We start from the raw sequence: 24,186 nt of genomic DNA, 5'->3' as shown, positions 1-24,186 counted from the left end.
CCTGACGCCCGGGCCGCATCCCGCCGGCCGGGTGGTGGGGCTGCCCTTCGGCCGGGCGACGGCCTCGGCGCTGCGTGCTGTCCTCCATGACGACATCACCGGCATTCGCGTGACGCCCTGGCGGCGCCTGCTGCTGGAAGGCGAGCACGCGAATTCGACTCTGAATACACAAGAAAGCGCGCCGGACGCCGGCCTGATCCATGACCCGCGCGACCCGCGCCTGGCCATGGACGCCTGCCCCGGCGCGCCGTTCTGTGCCCAGGCCAGCGTGGCGACGCAAGGCCTGGCTCAGTCGCTGGCCGAGCGGCGAAGCGAGGGCCCGGGCGAATCAGCCGCGGGTCGGCTGCATGTTTCCGGCTGCGCCAAGGGCTGCGCCCGCAGCGGCCCGGCCGAGGTCTGCCTGACGGGGCGCGACGGCCGCTATGACCTGATCCTGGGCGGACGCGCCGACGACACGCCGGTCGCGACCGGCCTCGGCGAATCCGACGCTATCGAATATTGGGAGACACGCGATGCCTTACGTCTATGAAACCGACGGACCGGCGATCTACCGGGAGTCCTTCGCCATCATACGGCGCGAGGCCGAGCTTTCACGCTTCTCGCCCGAGGAGGAGCCGGTCGCCGTGCGCATGATTCACGCCGCCGGCCTGGTGGCGCTGGCGCCCCACGTCCACTTCCGCGACGAGGCGGTGGCCCGTGCCCGGGCGGCGCTGGAGGCCGGCGCGCCGATCCTGTGCGACGCGCGCATGGTCGCCGAGGGCATCACCCGCAAGCGCCTGCCGGCGGACAACGCCGTGATCTGCACCCTGCACGACGAGCGGGTGCCGGGGCTGGCGCGCGAGATGGGCAATACCCGCTCGGCGGCGGCGCTGGAGCTGTGGCGCCCCCAGCTCGAGGGCGCGGTGGTGGCGATCGGCAACGCGCCGACCGCGCTGTTCCACCTGCTCAACATGCTCGAGGACCCGGACTGCCCGCGCCCGGCGGCGATCGTCGGCTGCCCGGTGGGCTTCGTCGGCGCGGCGGAGTCCAAGCAGGCGCTGTGGGAGAGCGGGGCGGCGCCCTGCGCCATCGTCGAGGGCCGGCTCGGCGGCAGCGCGGTGACGGTGGCCGCCATCAACGCCATGGCGGATCGCAGTGAATGACGATGCCAGAGACGCCTTCCAGCACGCCCCCCGGCACGATTCACGGCATCGGCCTCGGCCCCGGCAGCCAGGACCTGATGAGCGTGCGCGCCGACCGGCTGATCCGCGGCGCCAGCCACGTCGCCTACTTCCGCAAGAAGGGCCGCACCGGCCACGCCCGCACCATCGTCGAGGGCATGCTGGCGCCCGGCGCCGTGGAGCTTGCCATGGAGTATCCGGTCACCACCGAGATCCCCTTCGACGATCCGCGCTACAACGCGTGGCTGGCGGCCTTCTACGAACGCCAGGTGGCCCAGCTCGCCGAGATCGCCGGGGCGGGCCACGACGTGGCGGTGCTGTGCGAGGGCGACCCCTTCTTCTATGGCTCCTTCATGCACCTTTATACCCGTTTGCAGGGCAGGGTGGCCGTGGAAGTGGTGCCCGGCATCACCGGCATGTCCGCCGCCTGGACGGCCACGGGGCGGCCCATCACCTGGGGCGACGACGTGCTGACGGTGCTGACCGCGACCCAGCCCGAGGAGCGGCTGGCCGAGCGCATCGCGCGCACCGACGCCCTGGTGGTGATGAAGATCGGCCGCCATCTCGACAAGCTGCGCCGCGCGCTGGCAAACGCCGGCCGCGAAGACGAGGCCTGGCTGATCGAGTACGCCTCCATGGGCCGGCAGCGGGTGGTGCCGCTGGCCGAGGTCGGCGAGCAGGTGCCCTATTTCTCGATTCTGGTGATCCACGGCAACGGGAGGCGGCCATGAGCGATCAGGGATGGCTGAAGATCATTGGCCTGGGTCCCGGGAGCGAGGCGTTGATCACCCCGGAGGCGTCGGGCGTACTTGCCGAGGCCACCGACGTGGTGGGCTACGTGCCCTACGTCGAGCGGGTCGCGCCGCGCCCGGGGCTGACCCGCCACGGCTCGGACAACCGCGAGGAGATCCGCCGCGCCGAGCAGGCCCTCGAGATGGCCGCCGACGGCCGCCGGGTGGCGGTGGTGTCCTCGGGCGACCCCGGCGTGTTCGCCATGGGCGCGGCGGTGTTCGAGGCGCTGGAGGCGGGCCAGCCGGCCTGGCGGACGCTGGATATCCAGGTGCTGCCGGGGGTCTCGGCGATGCTCGCCGCCAGCGCGCGCCTCGGCGCGCCCCTGGGCCACGACTTCTGCTGCATCAACCTCTCCGACAACCTCAAGCCCTGGGCGCTGATCGAGAAGCGCCTGCGGCTGGCCGCCGAGGCCGACTTCGCCATGGCCTTCTACAACCCGCGCTCCCGCTCGCGGCCGGAGGGCTTCGCCCGCGCCCTGGACGTGCTGCGCGAGGCCTGCGGCCTTGATCGCCCGATCATGTTTGCCCGCGCGGTCTCCACACCCGAGGAGCGCCTGCGGGTCGTCACCCTCGGCGAGGCGACCCCCGAGATGGCCGACATGCGCACCCTGGTGATGGTGGGCTCGAGCCTGACGCGGCGCATTCCGGCCGCCAGCGACGAGGCGGGCGAGTGGGTCTATACGCCGCGGTCGGTGCCGTCATCCGAGGTGGATCGATGAACCAGCCAGTCCAGCACCGCATCGGGGCCATGGGCCTCGCGGCGGGGCGGCAGCGCCGGGCGGTCGATCATGATCACCGGCAGCTGAAGCGCCCGAGCGGCCTCGAGCTTGGCCGCCGCCCCCGCGCCGCCGGCGTTCTTGCACACCAGGCGCTCGATGCCGTGCTCGCGCATCAGGGCCAGGTCGCCCTCCCGGGTGAAGGGGCCGCGGTCGACGGTCAGGGTATGGCGCGGCAGCGGCGGCGCCTCCTCGGGAAGGTCGACCAGCCGCAGCACGTAGTGGTGCTCGGGCCGGGCGGCGAAGGCCGCCAGGTGCAGGCGGCCGATCGCCAGCAGCACCCGCTCGGGCGGGCCGGCGAGCGCCGCCACCGCCGCCTCGATGCTCGCGACGCGCTGCCAGCGGTCACTTTCCTGCGGCTCCCACGGCGGCCGGGTCAGGGCGATCAGCGCGGTGCCCTTTCGCTCGGCCGCGGCGACGGCATGGCGGCTCATCTGCTCGGCGAAGGGATGGGTGGCATCGACCAGGTGGGTGATGCGCTGCGTCGCGAGGAAGTCGGCCAGCCCGTCCGCGCCGCCGAAGCCGCCGACCCGGGTCGGCAGCGGCTGGGGTTTCGGCGAGGCGACGCGGCCGGCGTAGCTGAACAGCGCGGGGATCTCGCGCTCGGCGAGCGCGCGGGCCAGGGCGCTGGCCTCGGTGGTACCTCCCAGGATCAGGACCTTCATGATGACTGACGCGGACGACGCTCCCTGGCTGACGGTGGTGGGCTGGGGCGAGAGTGGCACGGCCGGGCTCACGCCGGCAAGCCGCGAGGCGCTTCAGGCCGCCGAGGTGGTGTTCGGCGCCCGGCGCCACCTGCGCCTGCTGCCGCCGCTCGCCGCCGAGGTGCGCGAGTGGCCGGTGCCCTTCGCCGACGGCATCCCCGGACTGCTGTCCGAGCGCGGGCGGCGCACGGTGATGCTGGCCTCCGGCGACCCCTTCTGGTTCGGCGCCGGCGCCACCCTGGCGCGGCATCTCGCGCCGGGCGAATGGCGCTCGCTGCCGTCGCCCTCGACCTTCAGCCTGGCGGCCTCACGGCTCGGCTGGTCGCTGGAGAGTGTGACCTGCCTTGGCCTGCACGCCCGGCCGCTGACGCGCCTGCGCCCGCACCTGCATCGCGGCCGCCGGCTGCTGGTGCTGCTGCGCGACGGTGCGGCGGTGGCGGCGCTGGCCGACTGGCTCGGGCGCGTCGGCTTCGGCGCCAGCCAACTTCATATGCTGGAGGCCCTGGGCGGCGATCAAGAGCGCGTGCGCCGCCTGCGTGCCGATGCCGAGCTGCCGGACGACATTGCCCATCCGGTGGCGGTGGGGCTCGAGGTCGCGGGCAGCGGGCCGGCGCTGCCGCTGGCGCCCGGGCGGCCGGATGGCTGGTTTTCACACGACGGCCAGATCACCAAGCCGGCGGTGCGCGCCGCCACGCTCGCCGCCCTGGCCCCGATGCCGGGCGAGCGGCTGTGGGACATCGGCACCGGTTCCGGCTCGGTGGCCATCGAGTGGCTGCTGGCCCATCCGGACAACCGCGCCCTGGGCCTCGAGCGCGATGCCGAGCGGGCCGAGCGCGCCCGCCGCAACGCCCGGGAACTCGGCGTCGACTGGCTGGAGGTCATCGAGGGCGACGCCGCGGCGCTGCTGGAGGATGAGCTGGCCGACGCGCCGCCGCCGGATGCGGTCTTCATCGGCGGTGGGCTCTCCGAGTCGCTGCTCGACGCGCTGTGGCCGCGCCTGCCGGTGGGCACGCGGCTGGTGGCCAACGCGGTGACGCTCGAATCCGAGGCGCTGCTGGCCCAGCGCCAGCGCGAACTCGGCGGCGAACTGGTGCGCCTGGAGCTGTCGGCGGCGACCGCCCTCGGCAGTCGCCGCGGCTGGAAGGCCACCTATCCCATCGTGCAGTGGCGAGTCGAGAAATGAGCGGTGCGGGGCAGGGTGCCATGAGGCGCGGGGTCGGGCGCCATGAAGAGCAACGTGCGGGGCAGGGCGCCCTGAAGAGCAAAGCGATGAGAATCGCGGGCTTCGGCTTTCGCCGCTCGGCCACGCTCGCCTCGCTGGCCGAGGCGCTGGAGCGGCTCGAGGCGTGCCATGGCCCGGCCGACCGGCTGGCGGCGGCCGACAGCATGCGGCCAACCGTTCAGGCCCTGGGCGAGGCGCGGGGCCTCGAGACGCTCGCCGTGCCCGACGCGGCGCTGGCCGCGGCCGAGACGCTGACGCATTCCCCACGTAGCCGGCAGGCCCGCGGTACCGGCAGCGTCGCCGAGGCCGTGGCGGTACTGGCTGCCGGGCCGGGCGCGACGCTGCTCGGCCCGCGGCTGGTTTCCCCGGATCGATGCGCCACCGCCGCGATGGCCAGCGCCGCGCTGGCCAGAGACATCACGACAAGAGACATCCCGGCAGGAGACACGACATGACCGTTCATTTCATCGGTGCCGGCCCCGGTGCGCCGGACCTGCTGACCCTGCGCGGGCGCGACCTGATCGCCGCCAGTCCGGTGTGCCTCTACGCCGGCTCGCTGGTGCCCGAGGCGATCCTCGACCACTGCCCGGCGGACGCCCGGATCATCAATACCGCGCCGCTGTCCCTCGACGAGATCATCGACGAGATCGCCGCGGCCCACGCGGCGGGTCAGGACGTGGCCCGGCTGCACTCCGGCGACCTGTCGGTGTGGTCGGCCATGGGTGAGCAGCTGCGTCGGCTGCGCGCGCTGGGCATTCCCTATGCCATCACCCCCGGGGTGCCGGCCTTCGCCGCGGCCGCCGCCACCCTCGGCCAGGAGCTGACGCTGCCGGGCGTGGCGCAGTCGGTGGTGCTGACCCGCACGCCGGGCCGCGCCAGCGCCATGCCGGACGGCGAGACCCTGGCCAACTTCGCGCGCACCGGGGCGACGCTGGCGATCCACCTGTCCATCCATAACCTGAAGCAGGTGGTGGCGGAGCTCGCGCCCCGATACGGGGACGACTGCCCGGTGGCCATCGTCTGGCGCGCCAGCTGGCCCGACCAGAAGGTGATCCGCGGGCGGCTCGACACCATCGCCGCGCGGCTCGACCCGGCCATGAACCGCACCGCCCTGATCCTGGTCGGCCCGGCGCTGCCCAGCGATGACTTCGACGACAGCTGTCTCTACGCCATCGGCTACGACCGCCGCTTCCGGCCGCAGTCGGCAGACTCGCCCTTCGCCGAGGGCGGCGCATGATCCATCTGTCGCTGATCGGCATCGGCACTGGTAATCCCGATCACATCACCCTGGCCGGGGTGCGCGCGCTGCGCGAGGCCGAGCTGATCCTGCTGCCGCGCAAGGGCGAGGCCCGCTCGGACCTGGTCGACCTGCGTCGGCTGATGTGCCGCCAACTGCTCGACGAGGCCGCGCAATCGCGGGTGGTGGAGTTCGACCTGCCGCGTCGCGACGGCCGTGACGACTACCTGGGCGCGGTGGACGACTGGCACGCCGCCATTGCCCAGACCTGGCGCGATCAGATGACGCAGCGCCTGCCCGAGGGCGGGCGGGTGGCGATGCTGATCTGGGGCGATCCCTCGCTCTACGACAGCAGCCTGCGCATCGCCGCGCGCCTCAAGAGAGCGGGGCCTGAGAAAGAAAGTGGCATGGCGCTCGAGGTCGAGGTGGTGCCGGGCATCACCAGCCTGCAGGTGCTGACCGCCGAGCATCGCATCCCCTTGAACGCCCTGGCCGCGCCGGTGCAGATCACCACCGGGCGGCGCCTGCGCGAGCGCGGCTGGCCGGGCGACGCCGCCAGCGTGGCGGTGATGCTGGATGCCGGCGGCGCCTTCCAGTCGCTGGCCCCGGAGGGCCTGCATATCTGGTGGGGCGCCTATCTCGGCATGGACAAGCAGTGCCTGATCGACGGCCCGCTGGCCGAGGTCGGCCCCGCCATCGTCGAGCGCCGCGCCGCGCTGCGTGAGCGCCATGGCTGGATCATGGATATCTATCTGCTGGCGCGTCAGCCGCTGCTCGAATGATGGATACCGGGGACAAGCCTGCGCGGAGACGCGATAAATACATCCTTGTAGCTCCCGACGCCATCTCTGGCGTAGGAGCTCCGCTGCGACTTGTCCCCGGTATGGCATGAGAACCACCACGTTATTCCCTCGATCGCTGGAGATCCCGATGAAGCACGTCGACCCCGAGCGCCATGCGGTGCGCATGGCCCACAAGCAGAAGATCATGAACGAGCGGATCGCCGCCGCCGACAAGGAGCAGGGCGTGCTGCTGGTGCTCACCGGCCCCGGTAAGGGCAAGAGCAGCTCCGGCTTCGGCATGGTCGCACGCGCCCTGGGCCACGGCATGAAGGTCGGCGTGGTGCAGTTCATCAAGGGCAAGTTCCAGACCGGCGAGGAGGCCTTCTACCGCTCTCTGCCCGGCGTGGACTACCACGTCATGGGCGAGGGCTATACCTGGGACACCCAGGATCGCGAGCGCGACGTGCGTGCCGCCGAGGCGGCCTGGGCCGAGGCCAGTCGCATGCTGGCCGACCCGGACTATGCCCTGGTGCTGTTCGACGAGCTCAATATCGCCCTGCGCCACGGCTACCTGGAGCTCGACCGGGTGCTCGACGACCTCCAGGGGCGCCCGGCCATGCAGCACGCCGTGGTCACCGGCCGCCACGCCCCCGAGGCGCTGATCGAGCTGGCCGACACCGTGACCGAAATGAAGGTGGTCAAGCATGCCTTCAAGGATCAGGGGGTCAAGGCCCAGAAAGGCGTCGAACTCTAGGCCGGCCTGATAAGTGGCTGCGCTCGGCAATACGGCGTTAAAAATCAGCTCAAAGTCCTCATTTAGGGCCCCTAAACTCCGGCTTTTCGCTGATTTTTGCCTTGTCTAGCCTTCGCTCGCCGACTTTCAGGCTCGGCCTAGCCTTGCTTTCGTCCCGCTGCCACGCCAGCCACCTTACTATCGACCTTTCCAGGAGACCGCCGCATGGCAGACCCGACCGGGCGACCCGATCACGCCTTCCCCGAGGCGCAGCGCGAGGGCCTCTACCGGGCCATCTTCGAGCGCCGCGACGTGCGCGCCCAGTTCCGCCCGGACCCGATTCCGCCCGAGGTGCTGGCGCGGCTGCTCGAGGCCGCCCACCACGCGCCCTCGGTGGGCTTCATGCAGCCCTGGGACTTCCTGCTGATCGACGACCGCGCGGTGCGCGAGCGGGTGCACGCCATCTTCGAGCGCGAGAACGCCAAGGCGGCCGAGGCCCACAGCGGCGAGCGCGGCGCGCTGTATCGCCGCCTCAAGCTGGAGGGCATCCTCGAGAGCCCGCTCAATCTGTGCATCACCTGCGACCGCAGCCGCGGCGGCGAGCACGTGCTGGGCCGCCAGAGCATCGTCGAGATGGACCTGTTCAGCACCTGCCTGGCCGTCCAGAACCTGTGGCTGGCGGCCAGGGCCGAGGGCATCGGCGTGGGCTGGGTCAGCATCCTCGATCAGTTTGATCTGGCCGGGGTGTTGGGCCTGCCGGAGAACGTCTACCCGCTCGCCTATCTGTGCCTGGGCTACGTCGACGAGTTCCTCGACCGCCCCGAGCTGGCCCGCGCCGGCTGGCGCCAGCGCCTGCCGCTGGCCGAGCGGGTGCACGGCAACGGCTGGGGTGAGGCGGCCGATGCCCCGGCGCTGTTCGAGGCGCTCTCGGCGCGGGAGGGCGAGCGATGAAGGCGCTGATGATCCAGGGCACCACCTCGGACGCCGGCAAGAGCACGGTGGTGGCGGGGCTGTGCCGTCTGCTGGCGCGTCGCGGCGTGTCGGTGGCGCCCTTCAAGCCCCAGAACATGGCGCTGAACAGCGCCGTGACGCCGGAGGGCGGCGAGATCGGCCGCTCCACGGCGCTACAGGCGGTGGCCTGCGGCCTCGCCCCCCATGCCGACATGAACCCGGTGCTGCTCAAGCCCGAGACCGACCGCGGCGCCCAGGTGATCCTCGACGGCCGGGTCCACGGCCATATGGACGCGCTGGATTACCACGCCTTCAAGCGCCAGGCCCGGGTGACCGTGCTGGCGGCCTGGGAGCGGCTGACGAGCCGCTTCGATCTGGTGATCGCCGAGGGCGCGGGCAGCCCGGCCGAGGTCAACCTGCGCAAGAACGACATCGCCAACATGGGCTTCGCCGAGGCGGTGGACTGCCCGGTGTGGCTGGTGGCCGACATCGACCGCGGCGGCGTCTTCGCCCAGCTGGTGGGCACCCTGGAGCTGCTGAGTGCGTCCGAGCGCGCGCGCACCACCGGGCTTCTGATCAATCGCTTCCGCGGCGACATCGCGCTGCTCGAGCCGGGACTGGACTGGCTCACCGAGCGCACCGGCAAGCCGGTGACCGGCGTGCTGCCGCACCTGAACGGCCTGCTGCTGGACGCCGAGGACGGCCTCGGCCTCACCGAGAGCGCCGCCGAGGCGCCGGGGCTGCGCGTGGTGGTGCCGGCGCTGCCGCGGATCAGCAACCACACCGATCTCGACGCGCTGCGCCTGCATCCGCGGGTCGAGCTGACGCTGGTCGGCCCGGGCCGGGCCATGCCGCCCGCCGACGTCATCCTGCTGCCCGGCAGCAAGAGCACCGCCAGCGACCTGGCCTGGCTGCGTCGCGAGGGCTGGGAGCCGGCGATCCGCCGCCACCTGCGCTACGGCGGCCGGGTGCTCGGCATCTGCGGCGGCTTCCAGATGCTCGGCGAGGCCATCGACGACCCGGACGGCCTCGAGGGCGAGGCCGGCAGCGTGCCGGGGCTGGGGCTTCTTTCGATGCGCACCCGCATGGTGGCCGGCAAGCAGCTGCGCAACGTGCGCGGGCGGCTGATGGGGGGAGCGGGCCCTGAGAACGTGGCGGTGAGCGGCTACGAGATTCACAACGGCGTCAGCCAGGGCCCGGCACTGGCGCGGCCGCTGCTCGACCTGGACGGCCGCCCGGACGGTGCGGTGAGCGAGGACGGCCAGGTCATGGGTACCTACCTGCACGGCCTGTTCGACGAGGCGCCGGCGGCCGCCGCACTGCTGGCCATGCTGGGGCTTGCCGGCGAGGGCGCGGCGGTGGATCTGGCCGCCCACCGGGAGCGCCAGCTCGACCGCCTGGCCGATACCCTGGAGGAACATCTCGATCCGGCCACCATCGAGGCGCTGGCGAAGGGCCGAGGCCTCGGCTACCATCGCGCGCATTGGTAATCAGCGGCCCTCGCGGCGTTTTCATCCTCCAGAGACAACAGGGTTCCATGGGCAAGCAATCAAAGGTCGCCGAGAGCAGCTGGGAAAACCTGCTCAGGATCTTCACCGTCCCCGAGGCGCCGGGATCGACGCTGAACCGCCTGGACAGGGACATCTCGACGAATCTCTCCGGCTTCCTCGGGGAGCACATCGTCGCGGAAGAGAACGACCTGGCCATCATCGAGCAGGACTTCAGCGATGCCAGGATCCCGGAAGCGCCGGCCTTCGTCTCGGAGCAGACCCAGTTCCTGCTCGACAAGGTGGTCTCGCAGTCGGTGCATACCGCCTCGCCCAGCTTCGTCGGCCACATGACGTCGGCACTGCCGTACTTCATGATCCCGCTGTCGAAGATCATGATCGCGCTCAACCAGAACCTGGTGAAGACCGAAACCTCCAAGGCCTTCACGCCGCTGGAGCGTCAGGTGCTGGGCATGCTGCATCGTCTGATCTACGGGCAGTCCGATGATTTCTACGACCGCTGGCTGCACCACAGCGAGCGTCGCCTCGGCGCCTTCTGCTCCGGCGGCACCGTGGCCAATATCACCGCGCTGTGGGCCGCGCGGAACCGGGCCTTCGGTCCGGATGGCGACTTCCCGGGCATCGGCCGTGGCGGCGTGTTCAGCGCCATGCGGCACTATGAGTGCGAGGGCGCGGCGGTGCTGGTCTCCGAGCGCGGCCATTACTCGCTGTCCAAGGCGGCCGATGTCCTGGGGATCGGGCGGGACCAGATGGTGGCCGTCGAGACGGACGGGTACAACCGCATCCGGCCCGAGGCGCTGGTCGCCACGCTGAAGCGGCTCCAGCAGCAGCGGATACGGCCGTTTGCCCTGGTCGGCATCGCCGGTACGACCGAGACCGGCAACATCGATCCGCTGGACGGCCTGGCCGATATCGCCGCAGAGCATGGCATCCACTTCCACGTGGATGCCGCCTGGGGCGGCCCGACGCTGTTCTCGGAGCGCTACCGGCCGCGTCTCGCCGGCATCGAGCGGGCCGACTCGGTCACCATCGACGCCCACAAGCAGCTCTATGTGCCGATGGGGGCGGGCATGGTGCTGTTCCGCGAGTCGTCCGCCCTCGGCAGCATCGAGCATCATGCCCAGTACATCATTCGGCAGGGCTCCCGGGATCTCGGCAGCACCACCCTGGAAGGCTCCCGGCCCGGCATGGCGATGCTGGTGCAGTCGGCCCTGAAGATCATCGGGCGTCAGGGCTATGCGATGCTGATCGACAACGGCATCCAGCTGGCGCGGCGCTTCGCCGACCGGATCACGGCGCTCGACGACTTCGAGCTGGTCACCGAGCCGGAGCTCAACATCCTCACCTATCGCTGGGCGCCGCCCGAGGTTCAGGTGCTGCTGGGCGAGGCCGACGAGGCGCTGCGTCAGCGGATCAACGACCTCCTGAACCGCATGACCCAGGCCATCCAGAAGATCCAGCGCGAGCGGGGCAGGGCCTTCGTGTCGCGCACCCGGCTGACGCCCGAGCCATACGGCGGTCAGGCCATCACCGTGTTCCGGGTGGTGCTGGCCAACCCCCTGACCACCGACCAGGTGCTGCGCGAGCTCATCGAGGAGCAGCGCCAGATCGCCGCGGAGCAGCGGGAAAGCGACGACTTCGCCGAGCTGACGTCGCTGCTGGTCTCCCATCGTCGCCAGGGATGATCGTGCCGGCGCCCCGATACCGGGCCGCCGACAAGCCGTTCAGGAGGCCGTGTCGAAGCGCGTGGGGTCGTCGCTGATCACCGCGTCGACGCCCCAGTCCCAGCGCGGGGCGAAGGCGAGCGGGTCGTTGGCGGTGTAGCAGACCAGCGCATGGCCGGCGGCCTTGATGGCCCGGGCCCGCTCCGCCCTCAGCGGCTTCCAGTTGGCGTGCACGCTGACGGCCTGCACTGCCTCGGCGCGGTCCTGCCAGTCCCGGGGCACGCGGTCGAACAGTGCCCCCAGGGCCAGCCGCTCGGGGCCGGCCAGCGCGCGACCGACCCTCAGCGCCCGCTCGTCGAAGGACGACACCAGCCGCCGCTCGTAGGGCAGTGCCTCCATCACCGCCGGCACCGCGGCCTCGGCCAGCGCCACCGGATCGTGGCCGCGGTTGACCTTGAGCTCCAGATTCACGCCCATGCCGAGTTCGGCGAGCAGCGCGAGCATCGCGTCGAGGGTGGCCATCCGCTCGCCGGCGAAGGCGGGGGCGAACCAGGCGCCCGTGTCCAGCCGTCGGGCCGCGGCCTGGTCCATGGCCGCCAGCCGGCCGCGACCGTCCGAGCAACGCGACACGTCGCGGTCGTGCCAGATCACCGGCGTGCCGTCGCCGAGCCGCTGCACGTCGAGCTCGACCCAGTCGATGCCGGCCGCATGGGCCGCGCGCACCGCCGCCAGGGTGTTCTCGGGGGCGCAGGCGGAGAGGCCGCGATGGGCGATCAGGCGGGGAAGGTCGAGTGCTGGCATTCGGGCTCCAGGGGGTCCAGGCGCTGCCCGGTCTCGGGGTCGAAGAGATGCAGGCGGCCGGCATCCGGCCGCAGGGCCAGACTATCGCCTTCGGCCACCGCGCGGATACCGTCGACGCGCGCCACCACCGGATCGTCCTGCCCCTCGAGCCGGGCATGGACGAGGGTGTCGGCGCCCAGCGGTTCGACCAGCTCGACCCGGACGGACAGGTCGCCATCGATGGCGTCGCCTTCGGGCACCACGCTCAGGTGTTCCGGGCGGATGCCCAGGCAGACCGTCTTCGCCTCGCCAGGCGACGGCACGGGCGAGGCCAGCCGGGTGCCGCAGGGCAGCGTCAGGCTGTCGCCCTCGAGGCGGGCGTCGAGAACGTTCATCGCCGGCGAGCCGATGAAACCGGCCACGAAGCGGCTGGCGGGTCGCTCGTAGAGATGCATCGGGGTGCCGACCTGTTCGATGCGCCCGCCGTTCATCACCACCAGCCGGTCGGCCAGGGTCATGGCCTCGACCTGATCGTGGGTGACGTAGACCGCGGTGACGCCGAGGCGCTTCTGCAGGCGGCGGATCTCCAGGCGCATCTGCACGCGCAGCTTGGCGTCGAGGTTCGACAGCGGCTCGTCGAACAGGAACACCCGAGGCTCGCGGACGATGGCGCGGCCCATGGCCACCCGCTGGCGCTGGCCGCCGGAGAGCTGTTTCGGGCGCCGGTCGAGCAGGTCCTCGAGGCCGATCAGGCGCGCCGTTTCCTCCACCTTGCGGCGGCGCTCGGCCTTCGGCACGCGGCGGTTCTTCAGCGCGTAGCCCATGTTGTCGGCCACGCTCATGTGCGGGTAGAGGGCGTAGTTCTGGAACACCATGGCGACGTCGCGCTGGGCGGGCTCCAGCTCGTTCACCCGGCGGTCGTCGATGACGAGCTCGCCGTCGCTGATCGATTCCAGCCCGGCGAGCATGCGCAGCAGGGTGGACTTGCCGCAGCCCGAGGGGCCGACCACCACGATCAGCTCGCCGTCGGCGATCTCGAGGTCGGCGCCGTGCAGGGCCGTGAAACCGTTGGGGTAGGTCTTGCGCAGGGCGCTCAGGCGAAGCGTGGCCATAGGCGTCTCTCGTGTCCGGTGGAAAGCGTCATTTCTCGGCGTCGACCAGGCCCTTCACGAAGTAGCGCTGCATCAGCACGATCACCGCCACCGGCGGCAGCATGGCCAGTAGGGCGGTGGCCATGACCGTCTGCCAGGGGACCAGGTTGTCGGCCGAGGAGAGCAGGCGCTTGAGGCTGACCACGATGGTCATGTGGTCGGATTCGGTGGTGATCAGCAGTGGCCAGAGATACTGGTTCCAGCCGTAGAGGAACATGATCACGAACAGGGCGGCGATATTGGTCGTCGACAGCGGCAGCAGGATGTCCCTGAGGAAGCGCCAGGGGCCGGCGCCGTCGACCCGTGCCGCCTCGAGCAGCTCCGGCGGCACGGTGAGGTAGAACTGCCGGAACAGGAAGGTCGCCGTGGCGCTGGCGATCAGCGGCAGGATCAGCCCGACGTAGGAGTTCAGCAGTCCCAGATCGGCCGCCACCCTGTAGGTGGGCATGATGCGCACCTCCACCGGCAGCATCAGGGTGATGAAGATCAGCCAGAAGCACAGCCGGCGCAGCGGGAAGCGGAAGAACACGATGGCGTAGGCGGCCAGGATGGCGATGGCGATCTTGCCGAGGGCGATGCCCAGCGCCATGACCGTGGAATTGAGCAGCAGCCGGGTGACGTCGGTGCCCAGCCGGCCGACCGGCTCGGTGAGCACGGCGCGGAAGTTGTCGAGTCCTTCCGAGCCGAACCACAGCGGCGCGGTGCCGGTATACAGCGAGGCCTGGTCGTGGGTGGCGGCGGTGATGGCCAGCCACACCGGCAGGCAGAAGGCGATCAGGGCCAGGATCAGCAGCGCGTGGCTGGCGATGTCCAGGCCGGGGCGACGGTAGCGCATGGGGTGGCTCTCCGGTGTCAGTACTGGACCTTGCGCTCGAGGTAGCGGAACTGCAGCAGGGTGAGCAGACCCACCAGCCCCATCAGCAGCACCGACTGGGCGGCGCTGGCGCCCAGGTCGTAGCCGATGAAGCCGTCCTCGAAGACCTTGTAGACCAGGGTGCGGGTGGCGCCGCCTGGCCCGCCGGCGGTGGTGGCGTCGATGGTGCCGAAGGTCTCGAAGAAGGCGTAGACGCTGTTCATCACCAGCAGGAAGAAAGCGGTCGGAGACAGCAGCGGGAAGGTGATGGTCCAGAAGCGCCGCCAGGGGCCGGCGCCGTCGATGGCGGCGGCCTCCAGCAGGCTCCTGGGAATCGCCTGCAGGCCGGCCAGGAAGAACACGAAGTTGTAGCTCATCTGTTTCCAGATCGAGGCCATCACCACCAGCACCATGGCCTGGCCGCCGTTGAGCCGGTGGTTCCAGTCGATGCCGAGCGCGCCCAGGCCGGCGCTGACCAGGCCGAGTTCGGGGTCGAGCATGAAGCCCCACAGCACGCCCGCCACCGCGGGCGCCACCGCATAGGGCCAGACCAGCAGGGTCTTGTAGGCGCCGGCGCCCTTGATCACCCGATCGGCGAGCACCGCCAGCAGCAGCGCCAGCGCCATGGCGCCCAGCGCCACGGCGACGCTGAAGGTCACGGTGATGCCCAGCGCGCGGTAGTACTCGGCCGAGGCCAGCACCCGGGCGAAGTTCTCGAAGGCGACGAAGGTGCGGCCGAGGCCGAAGGGGTCCTCGACGTAGAAGGCCTGGAGCATGGCCTGGGCGGCGGGCCAGAAGAAGAAGATCGCCACCACGGCCAGCTGCGGGGCGAGCAGCAGCCAGGGGGTGACGCGGTGATGCCGGAAGGTCGCCATGGTCGTCTATCGCTGGAGAGGAAAGGGGGCCGGCACGCCCGGGCGGCGTGCCGGCAATGGGCCAGGGAGCGGTGACGCCCGGCGGATCAGCCGTTGGCCTGCTGAAAGCGTTCCAGCAGCTCGTTGCCGCGGCGCACGGCCTCGCTCAGGCCTTCCTCGGCGCTCGCGTCGCCGTTGAAGATGCGCTCCAGCTGCTCCTCGATGACGTCGCGGATCTGCGGCATGTTGCCCAGGCGAAGCCCCTTGGAATTGGCCGTGGGCGTGACGCCGGTCATCTGCTCGATGGCCACGGCGCTGCCCGGATGCTGCTCGTAGAAGCCCTGCTGCTGGCCGAGTTCATAGGCCGCCTGGGTGATCGGCAGGTAGCCGGAGAACTGGTGCCAGTCGGCCTGGACCTCGGCGGAAGAGAGATAGTCGAAGAAGCGTGCCACGCCCCGATAGACCTCGTCGCTCTTGCCGGCCAGCACCCACAGCGAGGCGCCGCCGATGATGCTGTTTTGCGGCGTGTCGACCCGTTCGCTGTCGTAGGGCAGCGGGGCGACGGAGAAGTCGAAGTCCTCGGCGTTGGCGCGCACGCCGGCCAGCGACGCGGAGGACGCCATCAGCATGGCGCAGCGGCCGGTGTAGAAGGCCGGGGCGGCCTCGTCGAAGCGGCCGCCGTAGTCGAAGCGGTCGTTCTGCTGCCAGTCGGCCAGGCGCTGGATGTGATCGACGGCGGCGGTGTCGTCGATGCTCAGGCGGGCCTCGAGGCCGCCGAAGCCGTTCTGCTCGGTGGCGAAGGGCAGGTTGTTGCGCGCCGAGAAGTTCTCGAGCTGGATCCAGGACGGCCAGGTGGTGGTCATGCCGCACTCGGCGGCCCCCGAATCGACGATTCGGCCCAGGGTCTCGCCGAGCCCCTGCCAAGTGGTCGGCACCTCGTCCACGCCGGCCTCGTCGAGGATGTCGCGGTTGACGTAGACCACCGGCGTCGAGGAATTGAAGGGCATGGACAGCATGCGGCCGTCGGCGTCGGTGTAGTAGCCGGTCACGGCGGGCAGAAAGGCGCCTGGATCGAAGTCCTGGCCCGACTCGTTCATCAGTTCGTGGACCGGCAGGATGGCGCCCTCGGCGTTCATCATGGTGGCGGTGCCGACCTCGTAGATCTGCACGATGGCCGGGGCCTCGCCGGCGCGGAAGGCGGCGATGGCGCCGGTCATGGTCTCCGAGTAGTTGCCACGGAAGGACGGCTCGACGACGTAGTCGTCCTGGGAGGCGTTGAAGTCGGCGGCGATCTCGTCGACCTTGTTGCCAAGTTCGCCGCCCATGGCGTGCCACCAGGCGATCTCGGTGGCCCCGTGGGCGGATAGCGACAGGCCGGCGGCGGCCATTCCCAGGGTCAGTGCTCCGGCGTACAGGCGTGGCATCGGAATCTCCTTGTCCATCGAGTCTTGGTTGAGAGAAGGCCCGCGCCGTGCATGCGCCGACGGCCTGCGAGCGACAACACATTAGAAAAACTCGATGACAGCCCCGTGACCGTTTGCCTGCCCGGGGTCGAGCGGGGCGAGAGCGAAGGGCGCGTCTATGCTAGGCTGCGCGCTTTCAGGCTCGGTCGGGCCGGGCATCGAAGGCAGCCATGAAGGAGAGCCGGTAGCGATGAAAGTGGTGCATATCAAGAACGCGGCCCAGCGTGAGGCCTGTCTGGCGCGGCTGTGCGCCGAGGCCTATGGCCAGGACGCCGGCATCGCGCCGCTGGTGACCTTCGCCGGGGTGACGGGCGTGCTGTTTCCGCAGGAGGCCGCGCGTCTGCTGGCGCTGGCCGACGATCAGGGCAAGCCGCTGGCGCTGGCGCTGCTGGCGCTGGATGAATCCGGTGAGGGCATGACCGTCATGCAGCTGGCGGATCTCGACACCGAGACGGTGAAGGCGCCGGCCATGAAGCTGGTGGGCGAGCTGGCGATGCGCGCGCCGCTGCGCGTGGACGCCACCGACGAGACGCAGGAAGCCCGCTTCCGCGAGGCCGGCATCGAGCGCTGGTTCAGCGGCAAGGCCGGGGTCCGCATCGGGCTGTCGAAGCGCCATCCGGCCACCGGGCTCGACGATCTGCCGCGCACGCTGACGGTGGACGAGCAGGGCGTGGTGCAGTCGTTCAAGCGCGACCGGGCGCAGTTCGACGACTACAAGCAGCGCTTCGTGAACGGCCTGGAGAACTTCCCCGCGACGCTGTCGGCGCGGCACTGAGGCGGGAGGCGCGCCGCCTTGGCGGCGCGCGCCGGGATCAGCCTTCGACGGTGAAGGTGCCCTTCATGATGCTGGAGTGGCCCGGGAAGGAGCAGAAGAAGGTCAGGTCGCGACCGGCCAGGCCTTCGGTGGAGAAGGTGACGCTGGTGCTCTCGCCGCCGCCGATGACGTCGGTGGCGGCCAGCACGCGGTCGTCGTCCGCCGGCAGGTAGTCGCTCTCGAGGCTGGTGCTCATGCCGGCCTGGGCCACGTCCTGAACGTCGGACGTCTCGCTGAGCACCCAGTTGTGGCCCATCACGCTGGCCTGCATCTGGCCGGTGTGCTCCAGCGTCACGGTGACCTCATCGCAGCCGGCCGGCACGCTCATGGCGTCCTGGTTGAACTGCATCTGGTCGTTGCCCTCGATGGTCAGCTGACAGCTGTCGTCGTCCTGCGCCATGGCGGGAGAGGCGGCCAGGGTGGTGGCCAGGGCCGTGGCGGCGAGCAGCCAGGTCGCTTGGATAGCCTTCATGCTGGAATCCTTTATGTCGTCACTTTGATGATGTTTCTGTATACAGTTTGGCATTCTTCGCCGAGCCTTCCATGGCTGTCAAGCCTTGTCGGAGGCCGGGGTGCTTGACCGGGCACTGAGGGAGCGTTTGACTGGACGACCATTCATTAGCGGATTCAGGATATCCAACATGGCCAAGCGCATCCAGTTTGCCCGCACCGGCGGTCCCGAGGTCCTCGAGTTCGTCGACGACACGCCTGCCGAGCCGAAGCCCGGCGAGGTGCGGGTCCGCCATCAGGCGGTGGGCCTGAACTTCATCGACATCTATTTCCGCACCGGGTTGTATCCGGCGCCGTCGCTGCCGTCGGGGCTCGGCACCGAGGCCGCGGGTATCGTCGAGGCCGTGGGCGAGGGCGTCACCCACCTGGCCGTGGGTGACCGGGTGGCCTATGCCCAGGGCCCGCTTGGGGCCTACGCGGAACAGCACGTGCTGCCGGCCGACAAGGTGGTGGTGCTGCCCGAGGGCATCGATGCCGAGACCGCGGCGGCGGCCATGCTCAAGGGCCTCACCGTGCAGTACCTGCTGCGCCAGACCTACCCGCTCCAGGGCGGCGAGACCATCCTGTGGCACGCCGCGGCCGGCGGGGTCGGCTCCATCGCCTGCCAGTGGGCCAAGGCGCTGGGGGTGAAGCTGATCGGCACGGTGAGCTCGCCGGAGAAGGCGGCGCTGGCCGAGAAGAACGGCGCCTGGGCGACCATCGACTACACCCGCGAGGACGTGGTCGAGCGGGTCCGCGAGCTGACCGGCGGCGCCATGTGCGACGTGGTCTACGACTCGGTGGGCAAGGACACCTGGGAGACCTCGCTGGACTGCCTGAAGAAGCGCGGCCTGATGGTCAGCTTCGGCAACGCCTCGGGCGCCGTGGAGGGCGTCAACGTCGGCATCCTCAACCAGAAGGGCTCGCTGTTCGTGACCCGCCCCAGCCTCAACGGCTATGCCGATACCCGCGAGCGTCTCGAGGCCATGGCCGCCGACCTGTTCGCGCGGATCGAAAGCGGCGAGGTCGTGATCGACATCGGCCAGCGCTATCCGCTCGCCGAGGCGGCCCAGGCCCAGCAGGCGCTGGCGGGCCGCAAGACCACCGGCTCGACCGTGCTGATCCCCTAGGCGTTGGCGCCTCTGCCGACGGCCCCGCGTCTCTCCGGACGCGGGGCCGTCGTCGTTCTGGGGAGAGCGTCCGCTACAGCGCGTCGCCGAGCTCGTCGATCATCCGCTCGCGGCGCTCCAGCGAGGCCAGCCCGTCCTCGCCCAGCAGGCTCGCCGCCTCGCTCAAGAGCCCCTCGGCCAGCAGCATGAAGGCGCACATGCCGTTGCTGAAGAACAGGCTGTGATTGGGCACCGTGAAGCGCTCGTCGGCGGCGCGCGCCAGCGGCGAGCCGGCGGCATCGGTCAGCGCGATCACCGGCACGCCCTGGCGGGCCGCCACCCGGGCGGCGGTCAGCACGCTGGGCGTGTAGGGGAAGGCGCTCATCACCACCAGCGCGTCGTTGTCGTCGAGCTGGGCCAGGGCGTCCGCGATGCCGTGGCCGGCGGCGTCCAGGGTGGCCGCGTCGGGGCGCAGCATGCCGAGCCCGTAGGCCATGAACGAGGCCAGCGAGGCGAACTGGCGGCGGCCGTGGATCCTCACCCGCCGGGCATCCACCAGCCGCCGCGCGGCGCGGCCGAAGGCCTCCCCGTCCACCCCCGCCACCAGCTCGCCGAGGTTGGCGCTCTCCTGGCGGCCCAGCCGGGCCAGCCGGCCGAGGGCGTCGTCGTCCTGCTCGCCCTCCAGCAGCCGCGAGACCTGTTCGCTGTAGAAGTGCCGGCCCTCGGTGACGTGGCGGCGGAACACCGCCTGGAGGCCGGCGAAGCCCTCGAAGCCGAGGCGCTGGGCCAGTCGCGAGAGCGTCGAGGGGCTGACGCCGAGGCGCGACGCCAGATCGCTGATCGACGACATCGCGGCCTGCTGGGGCATGCCGACCAGCGCCGAGAGCACCTGCCGCGAGCGCCGGCCCAGGCGCAGCGCGGCGTCGCCCGCCTCGAGGTCGGCGAGCAGGCGCTCGAGGTCGTCGAGCGTCTCGAGGCGTGCATCCGGGCGGGAAGGCGAGGTGGCGGTCATGAGGGGCGTGGGCTCCGATCGCGGCGAAGTAGGGCAGGGCATTGTAGCGGCCGCGGCACCCGGCGTCAGGGTGGTGACGGCACTTGTTGCAAATATCTTTGCGTTTAACCAGAATGGCAAATGTGTTTGCAAAATGGCCCGGGGAGGGTCGCATGAGCCACGTCTTCCATCGTCACCTGTCTCACTCCTATCCCACCGCCGTCGGCGGCGACGGCGCCTATCTGATCGACGCCGAGGGGCGGCGCTACCTGGACGCCTGCGGCGGTGCCGCGGTCTCCTGCCTGGGGCACAGCGACGCCGAGGTGATCGATGCCGTGCGCAAGCAGGTCGGCCAGCTGGCCTACGCCCACAGCTCCTTCTTCACTACCGAGCCGATGGAGGCGCTGGCCGACTTCCTGGTCGAGCGGGCGCCGGCGGGCCTCTCCTCGGTCTACTTCGTCTCCGGTGGCTCCGAGGCGGTGGAGGCGGCCCTGAAGCTGGCGCGCCAGTACTTCATCGAGCGTGGCGAGCCCCAGCGCCGGCACCTGATCGCCCGGCGCCAGAGCTACCACGGCAACACCCTCGGCGCGCTGGCCACCGGTGGCAACGCCTGGCGCCGGCGGCAGTTCGAGCCGCTGCTGGTCGAGGTGAGCCACGTCAGCCCCTGCTACGCCTATCGTGGCCAGGCCGCGGGCGAGACGCCGGAGGCCTACGGCGAGCGGCTGGCCCAGGAACTCGAGGACGAGATCCAGCGCCTGGGGCCGGAGAACGTGATGGCCTTCGTCGCCGAGCCGGTGGTCGGCGCGACGCTCGGCGCGGTGCCCGCCGTGCCGGGCTATTTCAAGCGCGTGCGCGAGATCTGCGATCGCCACGGCATCCTCTTGATCCTCGACGAGGTGATGTGCGGCATGGGCCGCACCGGCAGCCTGTTCGCCGCCGAGCAGGAGGGCGTGGCGCCGGACCTGGTGACCATCGCCAAGGGGCTGGGCGCCGGCTATCAGCCGATCGGCGCGACCCTGGTCGGCGAGCGCATCCGCTCGGCCATCGCCGAGGGCTCGGGCTTCTTCCAGCACGGCCATACCTACATCGGCCACGCCACCGCCTGCGCCGCGGCCCTGGCCGTGCAGCGCGCCATCGAGTCCCGCGACCTGCTGCCCCGCGTGCGGCAATTGGGCGACGGTCTCCAGCGGCGCCTCGAGGACCGCTTCGGCGACCATCCCCACGTCGGCGACATCCGCGGCCGGGGGCTCTTCCGCGGCCTCGAGCTGGTCGCGGCGCGGGACACCAAGACCCCGTTCGACCCCGAGCGCAAGCTGCACGCGGCGGTCAAGCGCGCCTCCATGGACGAGGGGCTGATGTGCTACCCGATGGGCGGGACCCTGGACGGCCGCCAGGGGGACCATATCCTGCTGGCGCCGCCCTTCATCCTCGAGGACGGCCAGCTCGACGAGATCGTCGACAAGCTCGACGCCGCCCTGGCGCGCGTCCTCATCCACTCGTAACGGAGCCTCGCCCGATGTCGATCGACTCCCGCCTCTCTTCCCTCGACGAGGCCACCATGGCCCCCGAGCAGCGCCGCGTGCTGGACGCCATCCTGAGCGGCCCCCGGGGCAACCTGGACGGCCCCTTCCTGGCCTGGATCCACAGCCCGGAACTGGCCGACCATGCCCAGCGCCTCGGCGCCTTCTGTCGCTATGGCACCCGGCTCGAGCTGCGGCTCACGGAGCTCGCGATCCTCTTCACCGCGGCCTGGTGGCAGTCCCAGGCCGAGTGGCAGATCCACGCGCCCATCGCCCGCGACGCCGGGGTCGACGAGGCGGTGATCGAGGCCCTCCAGGCGGGCCGCGAGCCGGCCTTCGCGAGCGACGACGAGGCGCTGGTCTATCGCCTCGGCAAGACGCTCTACACCACCCGGCGCGTCGACGAGGCGCTCTACGCCGAGGCGGTGGCGGCCTTCGGCGAGCCGGCGGTGGTCGAGCTGGTCGGGGTCTTCGGCTACTACGCCTTCGTGGCCATGACCCTCAACGTCTTCGAGGTGCGTCGCGGCGACGGCCCGCTGCCGTTTCCCGAGCCACCGATGTCGGACTGAAGCGGCGGGCGTCTCGCCTCTCGCTGGTATCCGCACGCGTTAGCGACGATGCTGAAGACAGCGCGTTGCGAGCCTCGACGCGCCTGTTCCAGCACAGGGAGGTGAGCCGTCATGGCCGACAGCACCCAGGTGTTTCTCCTGCTCGGCGCGACCCTGGCGACCTTCGTCTGGGGCCGCTTCCGCTACGACCTGGTGGCGCTGGCGGCGCTGCTGGCCGCGGTGGGACTTGGCCTGGTGCCCGCCGAGGGCGCCTTCGCCGGCTTCGGCCATCCGGCGGTGATCACCGTCGCCGCGGTGCTGGTGCTCAGCCGCGGCTTCGAGCGTTCGGGGCTGGTCGACCTGATCGCCGAGCAGGCACTGCGGGTCGGCGACCGGATCATGCTGCAGACCCTGGTGCTCTCCGGCACCGTGCTGGTGCTCTCCGGCATCATGAACAACGTCGGCGCGCTGGCGCTGATGCTGCCGGTGGCGCTGCGTCTGGCCCGTGAGCACGACACCCCGCCGTCGCTGCTGCTGATGCCGCTGGCCTTCGGCTCGCTGCTCGGCGGCCTGACCACCCTGATCGGTACGCCGCCCAACATCATCATCTCCGCCTACCGCCGCACGCTGACCGGCGAGGGCTTCGGCATGTTCGACTTCTTCCCCGTCGGCGCCAGCGTGGCGCTGGCGGGGCTCGTCGTGATCGTGCTGGCCGGCCGCTACCTGGTGCCCCAGCGGGCCGGCCAGGCGTCGATGGACGCGATGTTCGACACCGCCCACTACCTGGTCGAGCTGCGCGTGCCCGAGGACGGCAAGGCGGTGGGCTGGTCGCTGCGCGACCTTCACCAGGCCGTGGAGGAGCCGATCCCGGTGTTGGCGGTGGTGCGCGACGAGCGGCGTCATCCCGGGCACACCTTCCTCGGTACGCTTCGTGAACATGACATCCTGCTGGTGGAGGCCGGCCCCGAGGAGATGGTGCTGCTCGAGGACAAGGCCGGGCTGGCGGTGGGCGCCGAGGCGGAGCAGGAGGCCGAACAGGAAGCCAAGGACACCGAGGAGAGTGAGCAGGCCGACAAGGATGGCGAGGACGGCGAGGAAGAAGAGCACGGCAGGAGCCACAGGCACGGCAAGGTCGCGACGGACACCGAGGGCCTGCAGCTGGTGGAGGCCGTGGTGCGCAACGACTCGATGATGCAGGGCCGCACGGTCGGCCAGCTGCGCCTGCTCAACCAGTTCGGCCTGCATCTGGTGGCGGTGGCCCGGGACGGCGGCCGGCTCCGGCAGCGGCTGCGGGACATCCGTTTTCGCGCCGGCGACGTGTTGCTGCTGCAGGGCGGCGAGGGCGACATCGGCGAGAGCCTGACGACGCTGGGCTGCCTGCCGCTGGCCAGTCGCGACCTGGCCCTGGGCCAGCCGCGCCGGCTGCTGCTGTCGGTGGCGATCTTCGCCGCGGCGATCGTGGCGATGATGCTCGACTGGCTGCCCGCCGCGGTGGCGCTGAGCGGCGCGGCCCTGGCCTCGCTGCTGGCCGGCGTGCTGACCCTGCGCGAGGCCTACCAGGCCATCGACGGGCCGGTGATCATGCTGCTCGGCGCGATGATCCCGGTGGGCCAGGCGCTGGAGACCAGCGGCGGGGCGGCGCTGATCGCCGAGACGCTGCTGGCGCTGGGCGGCGACTGGCCGGTGGCGCTGACGCTTTCCGGGCTGTTCGTGCTCGGCCTGCTGCTGTCCAACGTGATCAACAACGCCGCCGCGGCGCTCTTGATGGCGCCCATCGCGGCGAGCCTGGCCGCGGGCTTCGAGGCCTCGGTGGATCCCTTCCTGATGGCGGTGGCGGTCAGTGCCTCCTGCGCCTTCCTGACGCCGATCGGGCATCAGACCAACACCCTGGTGATGGGCCCCGGCGGCTATCGCTTCGGCGACTACTGGCGGCTGGGCCTGCCGCTGTCGCTGGCCGTGATGGCGGTGGCGATCCCGCTGATCCTGATCGTCTGGCCGCCGTAGCGGCCGGGACCGGCCCTTGCCGGGGTGGCAAGAAAGACGCCCCGGCGAAGGCCGGGGCGTGGTCATGGACGAACGGGGAGGC

At 70.9% G+C, this 24,186-nt stretch carries 24 protein-coding genes and 1 pseudogene; 17 read left to right on the top strand and 8 right to left on the bottom strand.

Features of this window, described 5'->3' with window-relative positions; translation table 11 throughout:
• The 4 genes and pseudogenes from UYS_RS18645 to cobJ all read left to right on the top strand — a co-directional run.
• Window positions 1-529, top strand: a pseudogene (locus UYS_RS18645) (cobalamin biosynthesis protein CobG); the annotation flags it as partial.
• Window positions 513-1,142, top strand: a complete 630-nt coding sequence (locus UYS_RS0205610; protein WP_016854523.1) for a precorrin-8X methylmutase — start codon at window positions 513-515, stop codon at window positions 1,140-1,142. The pseudogene UYS_RS18645 and the gene UYS_RS0205610, both read left to right, overlap by 17 nt.
• On the top strand, window positions 1,139-1,891 hold the full coding sequence (cobI, locus tag UYS_RS0205605) for a precorrin-2 C(20)-methyltransferase (protein WP_016854522.1): 753 nt from the start codon (window positions 1,139-1,141) through the stop codon (window positions 1,889-1,891). The genes UYS_RS0205610 and cobI overlap by 4 nt, the downstream gene beginning before the upstream one ends.
• Window positions 1,888-2,670 (top strand): precorrin-3B C(17)-methyltransferase, encoded by a 783-nt coding sequence (cobJ, locus tag UYS_RS0205600; RefSeq protein ID WP_016854521.1) that lies wholly within the window; start codon window positions 1,888-1,890, stop codon window positions 2,668-2,670. Before cobI ends, cobJ begins: the two co-directional genes overlap by 4 nt.
• On the opposite strand, the gene UYS_RS0205595 is transcribed toward cobJ, so the two are convergent.
• Complete coding sequence (locus UYS_RS0205595; protein ID WP_016854520.1) at window positions 2,628-3,392, bottom strand: cobalt-precorrin-6A reductase; 765 nt, start codon at window positions 3,390-3,392, stop codon at window positions 2,628-2,630. The two genes, cobJ and UYS_RS0205595, sit on opposite strands and share 43 nt — an antisense overlap.
• Here UYS_RS0205595 and UYS_RS0205590 point away from each other — a divergent pair.
• From UYS_RS0205590 to panP, 8 genes are all read left to right on the top strand, one after another.
• On the top strand, window positions 3,391-4,614 hold the full coding sequence (locus UYS_RS0205590) for a bifunctional cobalt-precorrin-7 (C(5))-methyltransferase/cobalt-precorrin-6B (C(15))-methyltransferase (RefSeq protein ID WP_016854519.1): 1,224 nt from the start codon (window positions 3,391-3,393) through the stop codon (window positions 4,612-4,614). The two genes, UYS_RS0205595 and UYS_RS0205590, sit on opposite strands and share 2 nt — an antisense overlap.
• 86 nt (window positions 4,615-4,700) lie before the next feature.
• Window positions 4,701-5,108, top strand: coding sequence for a cobalamin biosynthesis protein (locus UYS_RS0205585; RefSeq protein ID WP_040478015.1), 408 nt, complete (start codon window positions 4,701-4,703; stop codon window positions 5,106-5,108).
• Window positions 5,105-5,890: a precorrin-4 C(11)-methyltransferase gene (cobM, locus tag UYS_RS0205580; RefSeq protein ID WP_016854517.1), complete on the top strand. Its 786-nt coding sequence runs from the start codon at window positions 5,105-5,107 to the stop codon at window positions 5,888-5,890. The genes UYS_RS0205585 and cobM overlap by 4 nt, the downstream gene beginning before the upstream one ends.
• Window positions 5,887-6,672, top strand: coding sequence for a precorrin-6A synthase (deacetylating) (gene cobF, locus UYS_RS0205575; protein ID WP_016854516.1), 786 nt, complete (start codon window positions 5,887-5,889; stop codon window positions 6,670-6,672). The genes cobM and cobF overlap by 4 nt, the downstream gene beginning before the upstream one ends.
• A 148-nt stretch (window positions 6,673-6,820) precedes the next feature.
• Entirely contained in the window at window positions 6,821-7,426 is a 606-nt protein-coding gene (gene cobO / locus UYS_RS0205570) for a cob(I)yrinic acid a,c-diamide adenosyltransferase (protein ID WP_016854515.1), read from the top strand.
• Window positions 7,427-7,630: 204 nt separating this feature from the next.
• Window positions 7,631-8,356 (top strand): 5,6-dimethylbenzimidazole synthase, encoded by a 726-nt coding sequence (gene bluB, locus UYS_RS0205565; protein WP_016854514.1) that lies wholly within the window; start codon window positions 7,631-7,633, stop codon window positions 8,354-8,356.
• Window positions 8,353-9,846 (top strand): cobyric acid synthase, encoded by a 1,494-nt coding sequence (locus tag UYS_RS0205560; RefSeq protein WP_016854513.1) that lies wholly within the window; start codon window positions 8,353-8,355, stop codon window positions 9,844-9,846. Before bluB ends, UYS_RS0205560 begins: the two co-directional genes overlap by 4 nt.
• Window positions 9,847-9,893: 47 nt before the next feature.
• A complete protein-coding gene (gene panP / locus UYS_RS0205555; protein WP_016854512.1) occupies window positions 9,894-11,549 on the top strand; it encodes a pyridoxal-dependent aspartate 1-decarboxylase PanP in 1,656 nt (551 codons plus the stop codon).
• A 39-nt stretch (window positions 11,550-11,588) separates the two neighbouring features.
• Here the strand turns inward: panP and UYS_RS0205550 are convergent, their stop codons facing one another.
• The 5 genes from UYS_RS0205550 to ugpB form a co-directional block, all read right to left on the bottom strand.
• Window positions 11,589-12,329 carry a glycerophosphodiester phosphodiesterase family protein gene (locus UYS_RS0205550; RefSeq protein WP_016854511.1) on the bottom strand — a complete coding sequence of 247 codons (741 nt, stop codon included), beginning with the start codon at window positions 12,327-12,329 and terminating at the stop codon, window positions 11,589-11,591.
• Window positions 12,302-13,420, bottom strand: a complete 1,119-nt coding sequence (locus UYS_RS0205545) for a sn-glycerol-3-phosphate import ATP-binding protein UgpC (RefSeq protein ID WP_016854510.1) — start codon at window positions 13,418-13,420, stop codon at window positions 12,302-12,304. Before UYS_RS0205545 ends, UYS_RS0205550 begins: the two co-directional genes overlap by 28 nt.
• A gap of 28 nt (window positions 13,421-13,448) precedes the next feature.
• A complete protein-coding gene (ugpE, locus tag UYS_RS0205540; protein ID WP_016854509.1) occupies window positions 13,449-14,294 on the bottom strand; it encodes a sn-glycerol-3-phosphate ABC transporter permease UgpE in 846 nt (281 codons plus the stop codon).
• A gap of 17 nt (window positions 14,295-14,311) precedes the next feature.
• Window positions 14,312-15,187 carry a sn-glycerol-3-phosphate ABC transporter permease UgpA gene (gene ugpA / locus UYS_RS0205535; RefSeq protein WP_016854508.1) on the bottom strand — a complete coding sequence of 292 codons (876 nt, stop codon included), beginning with the start codon at window positions 15,185-15,187 and terminating at the stop codon, window positions 14,312-14,314.
• An 86-nt stretch (window positions 15,188-15,273) separates the two neighbouring features.
• Entirely contained in the window at window positions 15,274-16,590 is a 1,317-nt protein-coding gene (ugpB, locus tag UYS_RS0205530) for a sn-glycerol-3-phosphate ABC transporter substrate-binding protein UgpB (protein WP_016854507.1), read from the bottom strand.
• Between the two features lie 229 nt (window positions 16,591-16,819).
• Between ugpB and UYS_RS0205525 the strand changes: the two genes are divergently transcribed.
• Window positions 16,820-17,404, top strand: a complete 585-nt coding sequence (locus UYS_RS0205525; RefSeq protein WP_016854506.1) for a hypothetical protein — start codon at window positions 16,820-16,822, stop codon at window positions 17,402-17,404.
• A gap of 37 nt (window positions 17,405-17,441) precedes the next feature.
• Here the strand turns inward: UYS_RS0205525 and azu are convergent, their stop codons facing one another.
• Window positions 17,442-17,915 carry an azurin gene (gene azu, locus UYS_RS0205520; protein WP_016854505.1) on the bottom strand — a complete coding sequence of 158 codons (474 nt, stop codon included), beginning with the start codon at window positions 17,913-17,915 and terminating at the stop codon, window positions 17,442-17,444.
• Between the two features lie 169 nt (window positions 17,916-18,084).
• On the opposite strand from azu, the gene UYS_RS0205515 reads away from it, so the two are divergent.
• Window positions 18,085-19,062 carry an NADPH:quinone reductase gene (locus UYS_RS0205515; RefSeq protein WP_016854504.1) on the top strand — a complete coding sequence of 326 codons (978 nt, stop codon included), beginning with the start codon at window positions 18,085-18,087 and terminating at the stop codon, window positions 19,060-19,062.
• Window positions 19,063-19,135: 73 nt separating this feature from the next.
• On the opposite strand, the gene UYS_RS0205510 is transcribed toward UYS_RS0205515, so the two are convergent.
• Window positions 19,136-20,053 (bottom strand): MurR/RpiR family transcriptional regulator, encoded by a 918-nt coding sequence (locus UYS_RS0205510; RefSeq protein WP_016854503.1) that lies wholly within the window; start codon window positions 20,051-20,053, stop codon window positions 19,136-19,138.
• A 152-nt stretch (window positions 20,054-20,205) separates the two neighbouring features.
• On the opposite strand from UYS_RS0205510, the gene UYS_RS0205505 reads away from it, so the two are divergent.
• From UYS_RS0205505 to UYS_RS0205495, 3 genes are all read left to right on the top strand, one after another.
• Window positions 20,206-21,534, top strand: a complete 1,329-nt coding sequence (locus UYS_RS0205505) for an aspartate aminotransferase family protein (RefSeq protein WP_016854502.1) — start codon at window positions 20,206-20,208, stop codon at window positions 21,532-21,534.
• A gap of 14 nt (window positions 21,535-21,548) precedes the next feature.
• Window positions 21,549-22,121 carry a carboxymuconolactone decarboxylase family protein gene (locus UYS_RS0205500; RefSeq protein WP_016854501.1) on the top strand — a complete coding sequence of 191 codons (573 nt, stop codon included), beginning with the start codon at window positions 21,549-21,551 and terminating at the stop codon, window positions 22,119-22,121.
• 111 nt (window positions 22,122-22,232) lie between these two features.
• Window positions 22,233-24,104 carry an SLC13 family permease gene (locus UYS_RS0205495; RefSeq protein ID WP_016854500.1) on the top strand — a complete coding sequence of 624 codons (1,872 nt, stop codon included), beginning with the start codon at window positions 22,233-22,235 and terminating at the stop codon, window positions 24,102-24,104.
• Window positions 24,105-24,186 lie beyond the last annotated feature (82 nt).

This window comes from Halomonas smyrnensis AAD6 (assembly GCF_000265245.1).
GTDB classification, from domain to species: domain Bacteria; phylum Pseudomonadota; class Gammaproteobacteria; order Pseudomonadales; family Halomonadaceae; genus Halomonas; species Halomonas smyrnensis.
Note: the sequence above shows the minus strand (reverse complement) of the source record. Positions and strands in the feature narration are given on the sequence as shown.